Raw genomic sequence first — 16,593 nt, 5'->3', positions numbered from 1 at the left:
TCTCCCTCTATCGGTCTGGTTGGCACAGCATCACTTGCGCTTCTGCGCGGCGAAGAACTTCGCGAGCATCTCGATCTGCTCGTCGGAATAACCCTTGGCGTGCTGGTGCATGACAGTGGCCGGACGCGCACCGGACTTGAAGTCCTTCATTGTGGTAACGAACAGCTTTTTATCCATACCCGCGATCACGGGCATGCCACCTTCGCTGTAGCCATCCGTTCCGTGGCAGGCGGAACAGGATGCCGCCATGTTGCGCGCGTGATTATCGACCCCTGCCGCCTGCGCGACGGAGCACAAGCCCAGCCCGATGACGACCAATAGCATTCGTAGCGAAATCATAGTCAAACCTCCCTGAATTGAATTGAACGACGATCACTGCATTCCCCGCCCGGCGGCGGCACCTGCCCTGGTCAATCGATGACCGCGTCATCCACGCGACTGTCACCCCGGTTGTCCTGCCACCAAAGGGACAGCTTGTCCCCTTTGTTCCCGCCCCGGAAGCGGAAGACCAGATACGGATTCTTCGACACGGAGGTACCGAACTGTCCTTCCAGCACGGTCCGTCCCAGATGTTGCACCCTGAATTCAGTGATATGCCAGGCTGGCACGATATTGCCGGCTTCATCCTTGCGACGGCCGTTCTCCATTTCGTGGTACATCAACATCCTGACTTCGACATAACCGCCGTCCTTGAGCGATGCGCGCATTTTGGAAGGTGTAGACATCAGCACCCCCCCGCCGTGACTTTGACTTGTTTGGATGCGCGATAGAAACGCCCGCCCGCCTTGACCAGCACGATCACATTCGACGTCTCGGCCATGCGGATGCGAGTGGAGAGATAGGGATCGGTGCCCTTGGGCAGGGTGTAGTGCGCGACCAGCATGGTGGGATTGCGGTCGGCCAGGATGGAGATCTGCTCGACATCGGCCAGAGTGCTCTCGACGGTCACCGGCACCAGCGCACCGTTCTCGGCGACATCGGGCGCAGTCAGCGTGATGAGTGGATTCTCTCCGGCGATCTGGCCACCCAATGCATCGAGCGCCTCGTTCAGCGTCTTGTGCTCGAACGCCTTGCGATCGGCCCCGGCGAATGCTGAGGGAGGCAACAGACCGAGCATGGCGAACAGCCCCAGTACGCCCAGACCACCGCCGGTTTTGAGTGCCTGTCGACGTCCGCTATCCACATCCTTACAGCTATGCATCCAGCCCCCTGTTGACAAAATAAGGACTACTGATCGAAGGGCCATTTGATACCAGCCCCCAAATCGCGTCCATAACCAGCAAGTGTCGCCATTAATAACCCTTTCGGGCTATCCCTCCCTGATCGTCCGAATTCAGAAGATCAAATTCAACATGACCATCAGCACGACGATGAACAGTATCGTCATCACCCCGCCGGCGCGCATGTAGTCCACCACACGGTAACCGCCCGGCCCCATCAGCAGCGCGTTGACTTGATGCGTCGGCAGGAAGAAAGAATTGGAAGTCGCCAGCGCCACGGTCAGCGCGAACACCGCCGGATCGGCACCAGCACCGATCGCGATGTTCACCGCCAGCGGCACCAGCAGCACCGTGGCACCCACGTTCGACATCACCAACGTGAAGAACGTAGCCAGAATGACGATCGCCAGCTGGATCGTCCAGATCGGCATGTCGCCCAGAACGGACAAGGTCTGCTCGGCGATCCATCTTGCCGTGCCGCTGGTCTCGACCGCGAGGCCGAGCGGGATCAGGCTGGCCAGCAGGAACACCGACTTCCAGCTCACTGCCCTGTAAGCTTCATCGATACTGAGCACGCGCAACAGGATCATGCCGATGGCGCCCGTCATCAACGCGACGGAGAGGGTGATATCGGTGAACAGGATCAGCACCAGCGCCAGCAGGAAACTGCCCAACGCCGCTTTCACCTTGTGCGGACGCAACTCTTCATGGGGGAATTCCGTGGTGACGACGACGAAGTTCTTGTCCTTTTCCAGATGCGCCAGCGTCTCCCATGAAGTGTGCACCACCAGTGCATCGCCCGACTGGAACTGGATGTCGCGCACCCCTTCCCCTTCGCGCAGTGTCTTGCCGCCGCGATGCAGGGCCATCAGCGAGACCCCGTATTTCTTGCGCAGCCACAGGTCGCGCGCACTCTTGCCGACCAGCTCCGATCGTGGCGGGATGACCAGCTCGGCGATACCAGACTTGGCCGCCGACAATTGCTCGACAAAGGTTTCCAGTTCCTCGCGCAACTGCAACCCGTTCGCCGCCGCGAAATCCCGCAACCGTTCCGGCGCACCGAGTATCCCCAGCACGCTACCGGACACGATCTCGATGTCGCGCGCCGGGCCGATGCGCAGATCATCGCTGCCGCGCATGATGGCGATCACCCGCAGGCGGTTCGGCTGTTCGATGTCGTTGATGACGCGGCCGACCAGCGGGCTGCCCATCGGCACCTCCACCTCGTACATCGCATAATCCAGACCGTAGAGCTGGCGGAAGTAATCCATGGCATTGGTGCCGCCGCTCATGTTCGCCTTGTCGCCACCAGGCAACACATAGCGTCCGGCCAGCACGAAGTAGGCGATGCCGGAAGCAAGCAATGCCAGACCTACCGGCGTGACCGAGAACAGCGACCAGGTCTGCATCTGCTGTTCGGGGGCCAGGCCTTTGTTGGTCGCCAGGATCAGGTCGTTGAGCAAGATCAAGGGGCTGGAACCGACCATGGTGATGGTGCCGCCGAGGATGGCGCAGAAGCCCATAGGCATCAGCAGGCGCGACATGGGCAGGCCGGTGCGCGCCGAGACGCGACCGACCACCGGCAGGAACAACGCGGCCGCCCCGACGTTCTGCATGAAGCTGGATATGAAACCCACGGTGCTGGAGACCGCCGGGATGATGCGCGCCTCGGTCCTGCCCGCCACGCGCAGGATGAAACCGGCGACCTTGTTCATCAGGCCGGTCTTGTCCAGCCCCGCGCCGACTATCATCACGGCGATGATGGAGATCACCGCGTTACCGGAGAATCCGAGGAACAGTTCGCGCCCTGCCACAAGGGGATGTGCCAGACCGAGCGATGGACTGAAATGACTGATCAACCCCAGCAACACCATGATGGTGACCGCCGCCACATCCACGCCGACCACCTCGAAGGCGAACAGGAACACCGTCAGCAGCAGCAGATTCAGAACAACTGCGATCTCCCGACTGGGCGCTAGCAGGAAGGCGGAAATGCCGATGGCGAGGAAGATGAAGGCAGCAACGATGGTTCGGGTATGACTGGTTTCGCTGCTCATCCGGCCTCCTGCATCAATGATCCGTCAATTCTTCCTTGCTTCGCCGTTTGGTAATGCAATGTGGCACTCTGCGAAGATGCGTGCCTTGCAATTGCGGCAGACCTCTGGGTCCAGCGTCGCATAGATCGGCTTGACCCAGTTCGACATCACCGGGAAGAAGTTCTCTTCACCGATGTCTTTCATCGCACCGGATTTTCGCAGGAAATCCTTCGTCGCTTCCTTGCACGAATAGAAATACACCTTGCCGCCCATTTTCTTGCGGCGGCGCGCCTCCTGGGCCAGCATCTCGGCACCGGCCACGTCCACGAAGGTCAGACCGCGCACCGTCAGCAGCACCGATTTCTGCTGCGGGTTCTCCTCGTCGATCTGGTGCAAACGGTCGCGTACGTTGTCGACCGCGCCGAAGAACAATGCGCCGTTGATGCGCATGATGGAGAGCTGCGGACATTGTGCATGGTCCTCGGCGCCCACGAAGTGGTAGGCACCCTCCTCCTTGGCCGGCACGACTGGCCGCATGCCGGGCTTCGACACGCGATACAGGTAGATCGCCAAAGACAGCAGGATGCCGAAGAAGATGCCTTTCTCCAGATCGATCAAAGTGCCGACCAGCGTCACCCACAGGATGACGGTCTCGCTCCTGCTGGTCTTCATGATGCTGGAGATGTGGTGGAAGTCGATCAAGCCCCAGGCCACCAGGAACAGGATGCCCGCCATCGCCGCCGTCGGCAGAAAGGCGGCCAGCGGCGCGACCAGCAACAGGATCAGCAGCAGGAAGATCGAGGCGTACACCGTCGCCAGCGGCGTGCGTGCACCGGCCGCGTAGTTCACGCCGCTACGGTTGAACGAACCGCACGATGCATAGCTGGAGAAGAAGCTGCCGAAGAGGTTGGACAGACCCTGACCGATGAATTCCTGGTTGCCGTCGATACGCTGTTCCGATTTCACCGCGATGGCACGCGAGATGGAGACCGCCTCGGTCAGCGCCAGCATGGTCACCACCAGCGCCGGGAAAAGCACTTGCCGGATCGTATCGTAAGAGAAATCCGGCAGGGAGAGTGGGGGCAGGTGCGAAGGCAGGGCCCCGACCGTCTTGATCTGGGTGGCATCCACGCCGAACTCGAGGTTGACCAGCCATGCCAGCACACTGCCGACCACCATGGCCACGATCATGTAAGGCATCTTGGGCCAGAAACGCTTGGTCAATATGCCCGACAACAGTGTCACCACCCCGATGAACGTCACATACAGATTGACGTCGCCGAGCTGCAGGACCAGTTGTTCGATCACCACATGGAAATGCGCGCCGCGCTCGATGGCGATACCGAAGAAATGTTTCACTTGGCTGGCCGCGATCAGCACCGCCGCCCCGGCCGTGAAACCGATCACCACCGTATGCGAGATGAAGTTGACCAGCACCCCCATGCGCGCCAGCCCGAGGATCAACTGGAACAGACCGACCAGGAAGGTCAGCGTCAGCACCATGCGGATGAACTCGGGCGAACCCGGATCGGCCAGCGGGCTCATGGCCGCGAACACCGCGATCGAGATGGCGGTGGTCGGTCCGGATACCAGATGCCAGCTCGAACCGAACAGGGCGGCGATGATCGCCGGCACCATGGCGGCATACAGACCGTATTCCGGCGGCATACCGGCGATGGTGGCGAACGCGACGCCTTGCGGCAACACGATCATCGCGCCCGTCAGGCCCGCGATCAGGTCGGCACGGGTGGATTGTTTGTCTACCAGATGCTTCCATTGCATGAACGGAAACATCTTGCACAACCAGTCTTTACAGATGCGCGTACGAGTTTGAGTTGCCATCAGGGTCGCTTCAGCCTACGGTCTGGTAATAGAGATTCTGCGGATGGTTGGCCTGCGCGAAGAAGAACCAGCGCTCGGCCAACAACCCGATGTATTGCAGTATAAACGCCAACCCCAGCAGAGCGTGCGTGGACAGGCTGAGCACCAGCAACAGCAGCGGCAGCACGAAAGCCAGCAACAGGAAAGCCGGTTTGATCGCGCGCAGGAACGCATCGCTCTTGCCGTGGAAGAACTCGCGCGTGTTGAATGTGCCGCCCATCGCGCCCATGGAGCGCTGCGTGATCTTGGGATGCTTCACACCGATGGCGGTCTGGATGGTCGAGGTCGGCTTCAGGCGCGCGTTGCGGATCAGCGATGCCACACGACCGATCAGGGCCAGCACGGTGATGATGATGGCCCAGCCGGCGAAGAAGTCCGCCTGATCCGGTGCTGCCGAAGCCGCATAGAACGCCGCCAGGATGAAGCCGGACGAACCGCCCATCAGGGTGTAGTTGATGACCGTCAGCGGGGTGTGCCACTCGCGCAGGAAGCGCAGGCAGGCATAGATCATCGCGGTGCAGATGAACAGCGCGAACGCCAGCAGCGTCACCACCACCCCCGCGACCACCGACAGGTCGATGGGCAAACCGCTGGGCAATGTCACCATGACCGGACGGAAACCGGTCAGATGGATCAGGCCGAACACGAACACACCGGCCATGAACGCCGGCAAGGCGATCAGTTCGCGCGACATCCAGGAGGTGCGCCACTGCAATATGCCGCGCCAGGCGCGCGTGAACATGTAGCTGGGTTTGCCCAAGTGGAACACAGCCGCAAACAGGCCCGCGCACAGCAGAAGCAGCGCAAGCGCGCTGCCATAGCCGTAGAACGCATCCGACTGCATCGGCAGCAGACCGAACAGCGCATAGGACTGATGCGTGAACAGGGCCAGGAACAGGCCTTGCCCTGCCCCGATCAGGGTCGTCAAAAAGATCACAGAGAATGCTGGTTTCATGATGTCTCGCTTTGTTCTGGTTACCAGGCCGACGCGTCGTCCATCGTAGACGCGTCCTTGTCCGGCATGGGCAGCTGATGGTCGAGCTTGAGCGGATTGTCCGCACGCTCCAGTTCATCCGCATGGATCTTCATCTTCACCTTGCGGCGCGGCAGGTAGTGATTGGAAGGATGTGTGCCCCACTCCGGCATCAGCGCATAGCCCCCCTCTTCGCGGATCGCCACCGACACTGCCGACTCCGGGTCGTGGATGTCGCCGAACAGACGCGCACTGGTCGGGCAAGCCTTCACGCAGGAAGGCTTGCGGTCTGCTTCCGGCATGCTCATGTCGTAGATGCGGTCCACGCACAGGGTGCACTTCTTCATCACCTTCTGCTGCTCATCGAACTCGCGTACACCGTACGGACATGCCCACGAGCAGTACTTGCAGCCGATGCACTTGTCGTAGTCCACCAGCACGATGCCGTCTTCCTTGCGCTTGTAGGAAGCGCCGGTCGGGCACACTGGCACGCAGGCCGGGTCTTCGCAGTGCAGACAGGATTTCGGGAAGTGCATGGTCTCGCTGTTCGGGAACGTGCCCATTTCGTAAGTCTGAACGCGATTGAAGAACGTACCGGTCGGGTTCTCGCCGTAGGGACGCTCATCCACCAGCGGACCCGCGGAGCCGGAGGTGTTCCATTCCTTGCAACTGGTCACGCAGGCACTGCAGCCCACGCAGACATTCAGATCGATGACGAGAGCGAGTTGGGTCATTTCGCACCGCCTTTCTTCTTGAGGCCGGAAAAGTAAGCCAGCCAGTTCGGACGCTGTTTCATTCCTGGATAGACCTTCATGGGAGGGAACTGCGGTGAGGTGTGATGCGGCTCGCCATCTTCCGCCTTGTAGATGCGCACGCGCACGTCATACCACGCCGCCTGACCGGTGATCGGGTCGGAGTTGGAGAAGCGCTTGCCGTCGGCTTGCGCAGGCAACTCTTCCGAGATCACGTGATTGAGCAGGAAGCCCTGCTGCGATTCGTTCGCGTCGGGCGTCAGGTTCCACGCACCGGCGGCCTTGCCGATGGCGTTCCAGGTCCACACCGTGCCCGGCTCGACCGACTCGCTGTAACGCGCCATGCAGCGCACCTTGCCCCACTGCGATTCGCACCAGATCCAGTCGCCATCGGCGATGCCCGCGTTCTTCGCGGTCTGTGCGTTCACATACAGATAGTTGTGCGCGTGGATCTGGCGCAACCAGGCGTTCTGCGAATCCCACGAGTGATACATCGCCATCGGACGCTGCGTCACGGCGGACAGCGGATACTTCTGCTTGTCACTGGCCTGCGTCTCCAGCGGCTCGTAGTAGAACGGCAGCGGATCGAAATAGGTCTCGACGCGTTTGGCCAGATGCTTGGGCGGCTGGCGCGTGATGCTCTTGCCCTGGGCTGCGAGACGGAATTTCTGCAGCACCTCGGAATACAGGTGGATGAGGATGGGCTCGGAATAGCGCGTGATGCCGTTGCGCTGCGACCACTCCAGATAACCCTGGTTCCAGTTGCGCATGAACTGATAGGAACGCGGCAGCACCTCGTGGTGCACGCAGTCGTTCTTGGCATACATCTCCCACTGGTTCGGGTTCGGCTCCCCCTTCATGCTCTTCTCGCCGCCCTTGCCGCGCCAGCCGGAAAGGAAGCCGATGCCGGAACCCGGCGCGGTCTCCCAGTTGACGATGAAGTCGGGGTAATCGCGATACTTGCGTGCCCCGTCCGCCGTCACGAAGGCAGGCAGCTTCAAACGTGTCCCCAGTTCGATCAGCACTTCCTGGAACGGACGGCATTCGCCGGTGCGCGGCATCACCGGGATGCGCACCGAATCCACTGGGCCATCGAACTCGGAGATCGGACGGTCCAGCATGGACATCACGTCGTGGCGTTCGAGGTAGGTCGTATCCGGCAGGATCAGGTCAGCGAAGGCCGTGGTCTCGGAATGGAACGCATCACACACCACGATGTTGGGGATCTTGTACTCGCCATTCTCATCCTTGTCGGTGAGCATCTTGCGCACTTCGCTGGTGTTCATGGAAGAGTTCCATGCCATGTTGGCCATGAACAGCAGCAGCGTGTCGATCTTGTACGGATCGCCGCGCCAGGCATTGGTGATCACGTTATGCATCAGGCCGTGTGCGGACAGCGGATATTCCCATGAGAAGCCCTTGTCCAGACGCACCGGGTTGCCATCCTTGTCCACGAACAGATCGTCCGGGTCGGCCGGCCAGCCCAGCGGCATGCCATCCAGCGGCGTATTCGGCTGTACCGCACGCGGATCGTTCGGCGTGCGTGCGCAAGGCGGGATCGGACGCGGGAACGGCGGCTTGTGACGGAAACCACCCGGCCGGTCGATGGTACCCAGCAGCGTCATCAAGATCGACAGCGCGCGGATCGTCTGGAAACCGTTGGAGTGCGCAGCCAGTCCGCGCATGGCATGAAAGGCCACCGGATTGCCGGTGACGGTGTCGTGTTCCTTGCCCCAGGAGTCGGTCCACGCGATCGGCAACTCGATCTTCTGGTCGCGTGCGGTGATGCCCATCTCGTGCGCCAGACGACGGATGGTATCTGCGGGAATACCGGTCACGCCTTCCGCCCATTCGGGCGTGTATTCCGCAACGCGATCCTTCAGCAACTGGAACGCGGGCTTCACCGGCGTGCCATCGGGCATCTTGAATTCGCCGCGCAGGAACGGGTCGGCACCTTCGGTGTGTGTCACCACCGGCTTGTTGGTATTGCGGTCCCACCACAGTTTGTTCTGCGGGTCGTAACAGCCCTCTTCCTCAGGCACCTCGGTGCGCACGAACATGCCGAACTCGTCATGCTCGGCATCCAGGTTCACCAGTTGGCCAGAGTTGGTATAGCGCACCAAGAACTCGCGGTCATACAGACCCAGCTCGATCAACTCGCGGATGATGGCGAGGAACAGCGCGCCGTCGGTACCGGGACGGATGGGCACCCACTCGTCGGCGATGGCCGAATAGCCGGTACGCACCGGATTGATGGAGATGAAGCGTCCGCCCTCGCGCTTGAACTTGGACAGCGCGACCTTGAGCGGGTTGGAGTGATGGTCCTCGGCCGTGCCGATCATGATGAACAGCTTAGAACGTTCCAGGTCGGGCCCGCCGAATTCCCAGAACGAACCGCCTATGGTGTAGATCATGCCCGCAGCCATGTTGACCGAGCAGAAACCGCCGTGCGCCGCATAGTTGGGCGTGCCGAACTGGCGCGCGAACATGCCGGTCAGCGCCTGCATCTGGTCGCGTCCGGTGAACAGCGCGAACTTCTTCGGATCGGTCGCGCGCAATTCGCCGAGACGATCAGCCAGCAGCGTGAACGTCTCTTCCCAACTGATCTCTTCGTATTCGCCCGCCCCACGCTCGGTGCCCGGCTTGCGGCGCAGCGGCTTGGTCAATCGCGCCGGTGAATACTGCTTCATGATGCCGGAAGAACCCTTGGCGCAGATCACGCCGCCGTTCAGCGGATGATCGGGATTGCCGTCGATGTAGCGCACCTCGCCGTTGCGCAGATGCACGCGGATGCCGCAACGGCATGCGCACATATAACAAGTGGTCTTCTTGATCTCGGTCGTGGCGCCAGCAACCGGCGGCGCCAATGGGTCGTGCAATGGTGTCGATGACATGGGCTGTTCTTGTAAGGGTTGATCGTTTTATCGGGGCGCGGCTGTTGTATTTTTCGTGCGCTGCTGCCCTACGAAATTACTCAATCTTTCAGGTGCCGAAGTATGCGTATCCAGCGCCTGTGCTGCCATAGCCGTGATGAGGGGGAATGACATAACCCCTATGGGGGGTGTGACCCTCAACCCATGAGGGGTATCGCTTCAGAGGTGATGTTCCTCTACTGTGCGCACCTGAAATTTCGACGTTGTTCCATCCGTAGCTCAACCCCACAGGGAGGCTTTATGGCATTGGTAAACCCGCACGGCGGGGGCGATCTGAAACCGCTGCTGCTGGCAGGCGAGGATCTGATCGCAGAGTTGAATCGGGCACGCAGTTACCCAAAGGTGACGGTGAGTTCGCGCGAAAAAGGCGACCTCATCATGCTCGGCATAGGCGGCTTCACACCGCTGGACGGTTTCATGACCCACGCCGACTGGCAGGGCGTATGCGACGGCATGACGCTCACCAACGGCCTGTTCTGGCCCATCCCCATCACCCTTTCCACCGACAAATCCGCAGCAGACGCCATCCCCACCGGCAGCGACATCGCGCTGGTCGATCCCGATGACGGCAGCATCCTCGCCACCATGCAGGTGACCGAGAAATACACCATAGACAAAGCCCACGAATGCGCCACCGTGTTCGGCACCACCGAGATGGAACATCCCGGCGTGAAGATGGTGATGGATCAAGGCGAAGTGAATCTGGCCGGTCCGGTGAAAGTATTGTCGCAAGGCGGCTTCCCGCAGAAGTACGGCAGCATGTACATGACGCCGAAAGAGACGCGTGCCCTGTTCACCGAGATGGGCTGGAGCAAGGTCGCCGCGTTCCAGACGCGCAACCCCATGCACCGCTCACACGAGTATCTGGCCAAGATCGCCATCGAAGTGTGCGACGGCGTGATGATCCATTCCCTGCTCGGCAACCTCAAACCGGGCGACATCCCGGCCGAGGTGCGCACCCATGCCATCATCGCGCTGACCAAGAACTACTTCGTCGGCAAGACCGTGGTGCAGTCGGGCTACCCGCTGGACATGCGTTATGCCGGCCCGCGCGAAGCGCTGCTGCATGCGCTGTTCCGCCAGAACTACGGCTGCTCGCACCTGATCGTCGGCCGCGACCACGCGGGCGTCGGCAAATACTACGGCCCGTTCGATGCGCACCACATCTTCGACAAGATCCCCAAGAACGCGCTGGAGACCCAGGCACTGAAGATCGACGTCTCCTTCTGGTGCTACAAGTGCGGCGGCATGGCCTCGGCGCGCACCTGCCCGCACACCGATGCCGACCGCCTGCAAGTCTCCGGCACCCAGTTGCGCAAGATGCTGTCCGAGGGCGAAGAAGTCCCCGCCGAGTTCAGCCGCCCGGAAGTGCTGGAGATATTGCGCAAATACTATGCAGGACTGAATAGCTGATGGACGACTGATCGACCGACTTACCGCGACAATTACTTCAATGAGGAGAACCTGATGTTCACGAGCAACCCCTTTGCCACACTGCCAGACCTCATCACCCCCGCCATGATGCAAGGCTACATCGTGCTCATGGTCGTGCTGGTCATGGGCGGCACGATCCTGGACATGATCCACAAGAAGAGCGCAAAGTACTTCTTCGAGAACGCGAAGAAGGCGCAAAAGAGCGCGAAGCGCTCGGTGAGCGGCGGCGAGAAAGCGGTGCTTGCGGCTTCCGTGCTGGTCAACGAAGTGATGACCGCCGGCGAATTCAGCAATCCGCAGCGCCGCATCTCCCACCTGCTGATGATGTACGGCTTCATGTTGTTCGTGGTGAGCACCGCGCTCATGATCTTCTCGCCGGGCACCACTTCCACCCTGCTGCCGCAGTTGTGGCACATCGGCGCGCTGATGCTGGCCGTCGGCGGTTACTGGTTCTGGTTCGCCATCCGCGTCGACGTGGCGGCCGAAGGCCTGCCAGTGTTCCGCTTCGAGCGCGCCGACCTGTTCATCGTCTCGCTGCTGGCCACCTCGACCTTCGCCCTGCTCTGGTCGTACAACGGCGGCGGTCTGACCGTGCTGTTCGCCCTGTTCATCCTGTCCAGCACCGTGCTGTTCGGCGGCGTGTACTGGTCCAAGTTCGCGCACATGTTCTTCAAGCCGGCGGCAGCCCACCAGAAGAAGGTCATCATGGCTGACGGCGGACGCGAGAACCTGCCGCCCGACTATGACCTGAGCAGCCCAGAAGTGCATGCCAAGTTCCCGGATGTACCGATGTACATGGGCAAGAACCCGCCCAACATGGGACTGTGCATCAAGGCCGAACGCGCCAAGCACTACTGATACCGACCCGACATCATCCATAAGGAATAGATCATGCCAACCTTTGTATATATGACACGTTGCGACGGCTGTGGTGAATGCGTGGACATCTGCCCGTCCGACATCATGCACATCGACAAGAAGCTGCGTCGGGCCTACAACATCGAACCGAACATGTGCTGGGAGTGTTACTCCTGCGTGAAGGCCTGCCCGCACCAGGCCATCGACGTGCGCGGCTATGCCGACTTCGCGCCGCTTGGCCACTCGGTCCGCGTGATCCGCGACGAAGAGAAAGGCACCATCGCCTGGCGCATCAAGTTCCGAAACGGCAAGAAAGACATGGAGCTGCTCGCCCCCATCACGACCAAGCCCTGGGGCTCGGCGACGCCGGACCTCGGCAAGGTGCCCGCCCCCAGCAAGGAGATGCGCAACAGCCAGTTGCTGTTCAACGAGCCCAAATACATCCGTATGGATGACGGTGGACTGCATACACTGGAATCCAATGGCCTGGAAATCAAAAAGGGAGTGCAATACTGATGAGCTACTCGACAATTATCGAAGACAATATCGACATCCTGGTCGTCGGCGCCGGTCTGGGCGGTACGGGCGCAGCATTCGAGGCGAGATATTGGGGCCAGAACAAGAAGATCGTCATCGCCGAGAAAGCGAACATCATGCGTTCCGGCGCTGTGGCGCAGGGCCTGTACGCGATCAACTGCTACATGGGCACCCGCTTTGGCGAAAATAACCCCGAAGATCATGTGCGCTATGCGCGTATCGACCTGATGGGCATGGTGCGCGAGGACCTGCTGTTCGACATGGCGCGCCACGTCGACTCCACCGTGCACAACTTCGAAGAATGGGGCCTGCCGATCATGCGCAACGAGAAAAAAGGCTCGTTCCTGCGTGAAGGCCGCTGGCAGATCATGATCCACGGCGAATCCTACAAGCCCATCGTGGCCGAGGCCGCCAAGAAGTCCGCCGACAAGGTGTTCAACCGCATCTGCGTGACCCACTTGCTGATGGACGAGTCCAAGGAGAACCGCGTCGCCGGTGCCGTGGGCTTCAACGTCCGCACCGGCAACTACCATGTGTTCAAGTCCAAGACCGTGATCTGCGGCGCGGGCGGCGCATCCAACATCTTCAAGCCGCGTTCCGTCGGTGAAGGTGCGGGCCGCGTCTGGTATGCACCGTGGTCTTCCGGTTCCGCCTACGGTCTGATGATCGAAGCCGGCGCCAAGATGACGCAGATGGAGAACCGCATCGTGCTGGCCCGCTTCAAGGACGGCTACGGCCCGGTCGGCGCCTACTTCCTGCACCTCAAGACCTACACCCAGAACGCCTACGGTGAAGAGTACGAATCCAAGTGGTTCCCCGACCTGCAGAAGATGGTGGGCAAGGAATACCTGGACCCGGAAGTGTCGCACCGCACGCACCGCCCGATCCCGACCTGCCTGCGCAACCACGCGATCATCAACGAGGTGAACGCCGGTCGCGGCCCGATCCATATGGTCACCATGGAAGCCTTCCAGGATCCACACCTCGAAGAGATTGGCTGGCACAACTTCCTCGGCATGACCGTCGGCCAGGCCGTGCTGTGGGCCGCCACCGACGTGGATCCCAAGTACGAGAACCCCGAGCTGACCACCTCCGAGCCGTATGTGATGGGTTCGCACGCCACCGGTTGCGGCGCATGGTGTTCCGGTCCGGAAGACATCTCGCCGGAAGAATACTTCTGGGGCTACAACCGCATGACGACCATCGAAGGTCTGTTCGGCGCGGGTGACGCGGTCGGCGGTACGCCGCACGCCTTCTCCTCCGGCTCCTTCACCGAAGGCCGCCTGGCGGCCAAGGCTGCGTGCAAGTACATCGACGACGGCAAGGCCGAAGGCATCCGCGTCTCCGACGCGCAGATCGAGCGCCGCCGTCAGCAGGTCTACAAGCCGCTGGAGACCTACCGCGTGTACAGCAACGAAGTGGTGGCCGGCAGCGTGAACCCCAACTTCATCAACCCGCGTCAGGGCCTGGACCGCCTGCAGAAGCTGATGGACGAATACTGCGCAGGCTTCGGGGTCAACTACATGACCAACGACAAGCTGCTCAACATCGGCCTGAAGAAGATGTCCATCCTGGGTGAAGACCTGGAGAAGGTTGCCGCGTCCGACATCCACGAACTTCTGCGTGCATGGGAACTGAAGCACCGCTTCCTGACTTCGGAAAGCGTGTTCCACCACACCCTGTTCCGCAAGGAGACGCGCTGGCCCGGGTATTACTACCGTGGCGACGTGATGAAGCTGGACGACCAGAACTGGCACGTGCTGACCGTTTCCCGCCGCGATCCCAAGACCGGCGAGTACACCATGGAAAAGGCCCCGCTCTACCACCTGGTGGGTGATGTCGAGAAGAAGCCGGTTGACGCGCACTAGGCGAATGCTGGCTTGCAGTAACTGGTAAATGCTTTGAAGAGGACCGGCATCGTTCATGTTGGTCCTCTTTTTATCCGATCCGCGAGCATGGAACGACCATTTCCGTGATAGAAATAGACACTGCTGAATCAATACGGAGTTGGGTGGATGAATATCATTGACAAGACAGATGCGGAGATCCTGGAGATCGCCCATCCGATGTGGGCGGATCTGGTGAAGTATTCCAACGAAGGCAACTACGGCGCCTTCACCCGCAATTTTTCGAGCACCCTGATCATGGGCGCCAACGAGATCGAGATGGGCAAGCAGTTCGCGCGCAGCGAGCTGGCCAAGAACCTGTCGCCGGACTATGACTATCTGGGCATCATCCGCCGCGGCGAGCATGTCACCGTGCTGTACAAGCAGAGAAGCTCGGCGAAACCCGGCGAATGGCTGGGTCGGCTGGTGCTGGGCTACGAGAATGGCAAAGTGAAGATCTTCGGCGCCACCATTTTCTAACCCCGGTCAGAACCAACATGTCAGATACCATCGCAGACGAGAAATTCGTCGAACTGAATTACCGGGTCATCGACAACAAGAGCGGTGAAGTGCTGGTCACCGTGGAATATCCGATCGGCTACGTGCACGGCGTGAACGACGTGATGTCCGAAGAAGTCACGCGCGAGCTGTACGGCAAGAAGGTCGGCGACACCATCGAGGTACCGGTCGACACCACCAAGCTATATGGCGAGCGCGACGAATCGCTGGTGTTCACCGACCGCATCGAGAATGTGCCGGAGGAATACCGCGAACTCGGCATGACCATCACCATGGAGAACGAGAAGGGCGAGCCGCGCAACTTCATCGTCACCCGCCTCGACGACAAGACGCTGACCATAGACGGCAACAATCCGCTGTGCGGCCGCGAGGTCACCTTCGTGCTGGAAGTGCTGACCATCCGCGATGCGACCGCAGAAGAGATTGAACTGGGCGGCCCGGTCGGCGCCGATCCCGACCTGAACGACATCCTCGAACGGGCACAATGAACTTCTCCACCGCCTACCTCCTCTACCCGCCGAACCGTGCGCTGGAACGCTCCATCGCCGATTCGCTGGGCATGCTGAGCCCGGAGTTGGCCGCCGCGGCCGCGCCGGATACGCAGGTGGCGATGGCGGACAACTTCCGCTACACACGCGGCAACTATGAGCAGCACCGTTACAGCGCGAGGATCTTCGAGCCCCTGCGCGAAGCGCTGGACGCCGCGCTGAACGGCGATGCGGCAACGATCAGCCGCGAGCGCGAGCCGCAGGTGTGGGCTACGAAGCAGAACGACCTCGGCAATATCCTGGCCGCACTGGGCCAGCAGCGCCGGGATGCCGCCTCGCTGGAACGCGCCATCCAGTGCTTCGGCAAGGCGCTGGAAGTGTTCTCCCGAGAAAGCGCGCCCCGGCAATGGGCAGTCACGCAATACAACCTGGCCACGGCCAACCAGACGCTTGGCCGCCTGAGCGAAACCACGGCGCCGTTGAAGGTCGCGGTGGATGCCTACACCGAGGCCTTGCAGGTCTGGACCAGGGAACAGTCACCGCAGGACTGGATGCTCACGATGCATCAACTGGGCGCCACCCTGTACACCTTCGGCAGACAGCTCAAGGGCAACCGCCAGTTCCAGAAGTCCGTGGTCGCATGGAAGAACGCGCTGACCGCGCTCAATGCCGACGATTACGCACTGGAGCTGACAGCCACGCACAACAACCGCGGCGTCACACTGCATCATCTGGGCGAGTCGGAAGGGAATGCCGCGCGCCTGAAAGAAGCGATCAATTCCTACGAGCTGGCGTTGACGGTGAGCATGGAGCAGCAGTTGCCCATCCATGTGGCCGTGCTGTGCCGCGTGAACAAGGCGACGGTACAGAATTCACTGGCGCAGCTGACCAACGATGCCGCGCTGGCCGAAGAGATCGCCGACGAGTTCGAAGTGATCATGGAATGCTTCCCGCACGCGCTGCAACCGCTGTGCCTGAAGCATTGCGAGGAACAGATGAAGATGGCGCGCGCCCAGCACGAAACGCTGGGCAGCGCGGTGATTTAAGGGAAAACTGCGGGATGTGCTGAATAAGCC

Annotated in this window: 15 protein-coding genes; 7 read left to right on the top strand and 8 right to left on the bottom strand. The window is 60.9% G+C overall.

The annotated features are described in order from the left end of the window. Window positions 1-30: 30 nt before the first annotated feature. From ACYPYQ_RS08565 to ACYPYQ_RS08530, 8 genes are all read right to left on the bottom strand, one after another. Window positions 31-339, bottom strand: coding sequence for a c-type cytochrome (locus ACYPYQ_RS08565; protein WP_459722894.1), 309 nt, complete (start codon window positions 337-339; stop codon window positions 31-33). 71 nt (window positions 340-410) lie between these two features. After that, window positions 411-725: a thiosulfate oxidation carrier complex protein SoxZ gene (soxZ, locus tag ACYPYQ_RS08560; RefSeq protein WP_459722890.1), complete on the bottom strand. Its 315-nt coding sequence runs from the start codon at window positions 723-725 to the stop codon at window positions 411-413. Next, window positions 725-1,201: a thiosulfate oxidation carrier protein SoxY gene (soxY, locus tag ACYPYQ_RS08555; RefSeq protein WP_459722887.1), complete on the bottom strand. Its 477-nt coding sequence runs from the start codon at window positions 1,199-1,201 to the stop codon at window positions 725-727. Before soxY ends, soxZ begins: the two co-directional genes overlap by 1 nt. Before the next feature lie 132 nt (window positions 1,202-1,333). Continuing rightward, on the bottom strand, window positions 1,334-3,277 hold the full coding sequence (locus tag ACYPYQ_RS08550; protein ID WP_459722883.1) for an SLC13 family permease: 1,944 nt from the start codon (window positions 3,275-3,277) through the stop codon (window positions 1,334-1,336). A 24-nt stretch (window positions 3,278-3,301) separates the two neighbouring features. Further along, window positions 3,302-5,098 (bottom strand): SulP family inorganic anion transporter, encoded by a 1,797-nt coding sequence (locus ACYPYQ_RS08545; protein WP_459722879.1) that lies wholly within the window; start codon window positions 5,096-5,098, stop codon window positions 3,302-3,304. Window positions 5,099-5,108: 10 nt separating this feature from the next. Then, window positions 5,109-6,092 carry a dimethyl sulfoxide reductase anchor subunit family protein gene (locus tag ACYPYQ_RS08540; RefSeq protein ID WP_459722874.1) on the bottom strand — a complete coding sequence of 328 codons (984 nt, stop codon included), beginning with the start codon at window positions 6,090-6,092 and terminating at the stop codon, window positions 5,109-5,111. A 20-nt stretch (window positions 6,093-6,112) separates the two neighbouring features. After that, complete coding sequence (locus ACYPYQ_RS08535; RefSeq protein WP_459722871.1) at window positions 6,113-6,844, bottom strand: 4Fe-4S dicluster domain-containing protein; 732 nt, start codon at window positions 6,842-6,844, stop codon at window positions 6,113-6,115. Next, window positions 6,841-9,756, bottom strand: coding sequence for a molybdopterin oxidoreductase family protein (locus ACYPYQ_RS08530; RefSeq protein WP_459722867.1), 2,916 nt, complete (start codon window positions 9,754-9,756; stop codon window positions 6,841-6,843). Before ACYPYQ_RS08530 ends, ACYPYQ_RS08535 begins: the two co-directional genes overlap by 4 nt. A gap of 279 nt (window positions 9,757-10,035) precedes the next feature. Between ACYPYQ_RS08530 and sat the strand changes: the two genes are divergently transcribed. The 7 genes from sat to ACYPYQ_RS08495 all read left to right on the top strand — a co-directional run bounded on the left by sat (window position 10,036) and on the right by ACYPYQ_RS08495 (window position 16,563). Then, a complete protein-coding gene (gene sat / locus ACYPYQ_RS08525) occupies window positions 10,036-11,208 on the top strand; it encodes a sulfate adenylyltransferase (RefSeq protein ID WP_459722862.1) in 1,173 nt (390 codons plus the stop codon). Between the two features lie 54 nt (window positions 11,209-11,262). Beyond that, window positions 11,263-12,087, top strand: coding sequence for an adenylyl-sulfate reductase (locus ACYPYQ_RS08520; RefSeq protein ID WP_459722859.1), 825 nt, complete (start codon window positions 11,263-11,265; stop codon window positions 12,085-12,087). A gap of 33 nt (window positions 12,088-12,120) precedes the next feature. Continuing rightward, entirely contained in the window at window positions 12,121-12,603 is a 483-nt protein-coding gene (aprB, locus tag ACYPYQ_RS08515) for an adenylyl-sulfate reductase subunit beta (protein WP_459722853.1), read from the top strand. Continuing rightward, window positions 12,603-14,492 (top strand): adenylyl-sulfate reductase subunit alpha, encoded by a 1,890-nt coding sequence (gene aprA / locus ACYPYQ_RS08510; protein WP_459722848.1) that lies wholly within the window; start codon window positions 12,603-12,605, stop codon window positions 14,490-14,492. The genes aprB and aprA overlap by 1 nt, the downstream gene beginning before the upstream one ends. A 147-nt stretch (window positions 14,493-14,639) precedes the next feature. Next, window positions 14,640-14,990, top strand: coding sequence for a hypothetical protein (locus ACYPYQ_RS08505; RefSeq protein ID WP_459722841.1), 351 nt, complete (start codon window positions 14,640-14,642; stop codon window positions 14,988-14,990). Window positions 14,991-15,007: 17 nt separating this feature from the next. Further along, complete coding sequence (locus tag ACYPYQ_RS08500; RefSeq protein WP_459722837.1) at window positions 15,008-15,517, top strand: FKBP-type peptidyl-prolyl cis-trans isomerase; 510 nt, start codon at window positions 15,008-15,010, stop codon at window positions 15,515-15,517. Then, a complete protein-coding gene (locus tag ACYPYQ_RS08495; RefSeq protein ID WP_459722834.1) occupies window positions 15,514-16,563 on the top strand; it encodes a hypothetical protein in 1,050 nt (349 codons plus the stop codon). The genes ACYPYQ_RS08500 and ACYPYQ_RS08495 overlap by 4 nt, the downstream gene beginning before the upstream one ends. The last annotated feature ends 30 nt before the right edge of the window (window positions 16,564-16,593 follow it).

This window comes from Sideroxyarcus sp. TK5 (assembly GCF_054601595.1).
The sequence above is the reverse complement of the archived record's forward strand: the minus strand, read 5'-3'. Positions and strand labels throughout refer to the sequence as shown.

Excerpts from the sequence above, each read along its gene's own strand:
- ACYPYQ_RS08520 (WP_459722859.1), top strand. The coding sequence starts at position 11,263 with ATGTTCACGAGCAACCCCTTTGCCACACTGCCAGACCTCATCACCCCC.
- ACYPYQ_RS08505 (WP_459722841.1), top strand. The coding sequence starts at position 14,640 with ATGAATATCATTGACAAGACAGATGCGGAGATCCTGGAGATCGCCCAT.
- ACYPYQ_RS08565 (WP_459722894.1), bottom strand. The coding sequence starts at position 339 with ATGATTTCGCTACGAATGCTATTGGTCGTCATCGGGCTGGGCTTGTGC.
- ACYPYQ_RS08540 (WP_459722874.1), bottom strand. The coding sequence starts at position 6,092 with ATGAAACCAGCATTCTCTGTGATCTTTTTGACGACCCTGATCGGGGCA.
- ACYPYQ_RS08550 (WP_459722883.1), bottom strand. The coding sequence starts at position 3,277 with ATGAGCAGCGAAACCAGTCATACCCGAACCATCGTTGCTGCCTTCATC.
- soxY (WP_459722887.1), bottom strand. The coding sequence starts at position 1,201 with ATGCATAGCTGTAAGGATGTGGATAGCGGACGTCGACAGGCACTCAAA.
- ACYPYQ_RS08535 (WP_459722871.1), bottom strand. The coding sequence starts at position 6,844 with ATGACCCAACTCGCTCTCGTCATCGATCTGAATGTCTGCGTGGGCTGC.
- aprA (WP_459722848.1), top strand. The coding sequence starts at position 12,603 with ATGAGCTACTCGACAATTATCGAAGACAATATCGACATCCTGGTCGTC.
- ACYPYQ_RS08500 (WP_459722837.1), top strand. The coding sequence starts at position 15,008 with ATGTCAGATACCATCGCAGACGAGAAATTCGTCGAACTGAATTACCGG.
- sat (WP_459722862.1), top strand. The coding sequence starts at position 10,036 with ATGGCATTGGTAAACCCGCACGGCGGGGGCGATCTGAAACCGCTGCTG.
- ACYPYQ_RS08545 (WP_459722879.1), bottom strand. The coding sequence starts at position 5,098 with ATGGCAACTCAAACTCGTACGCGCATCTGTAAAGACTGGTTGTGCAAG.
- ACYPYQ_RS08530 (WP_459722867.1), bottom strand. The coding sequence starts at position 9,756 with ATGTCATCGACACCATTGCACGACCCATTGGCGCCGCCGGTTGCTGGC.
- soxZ (WP_459722890.1), bottom strand. The coding sequence starts at position 725 with ATGTCTACACCTTCCAAAATGCGCGCATCGCTCAAGGACGGCGGTTAT.
- aprB (WP_459722853.1), top strand. The coding sequence starts at position 12,121 with ATGCCAACCTTTGTATATATGACACGTTGCGACGGCTGTGGTGAATGC.
- ACYPYQ_RS08495 (WP_459722834.1), top strand. The coding sequence starts at position 15,514 with ATGAACTTCTCCACCGCCTACCTCCTCTACCCGCCGAACCGTGCGCTG.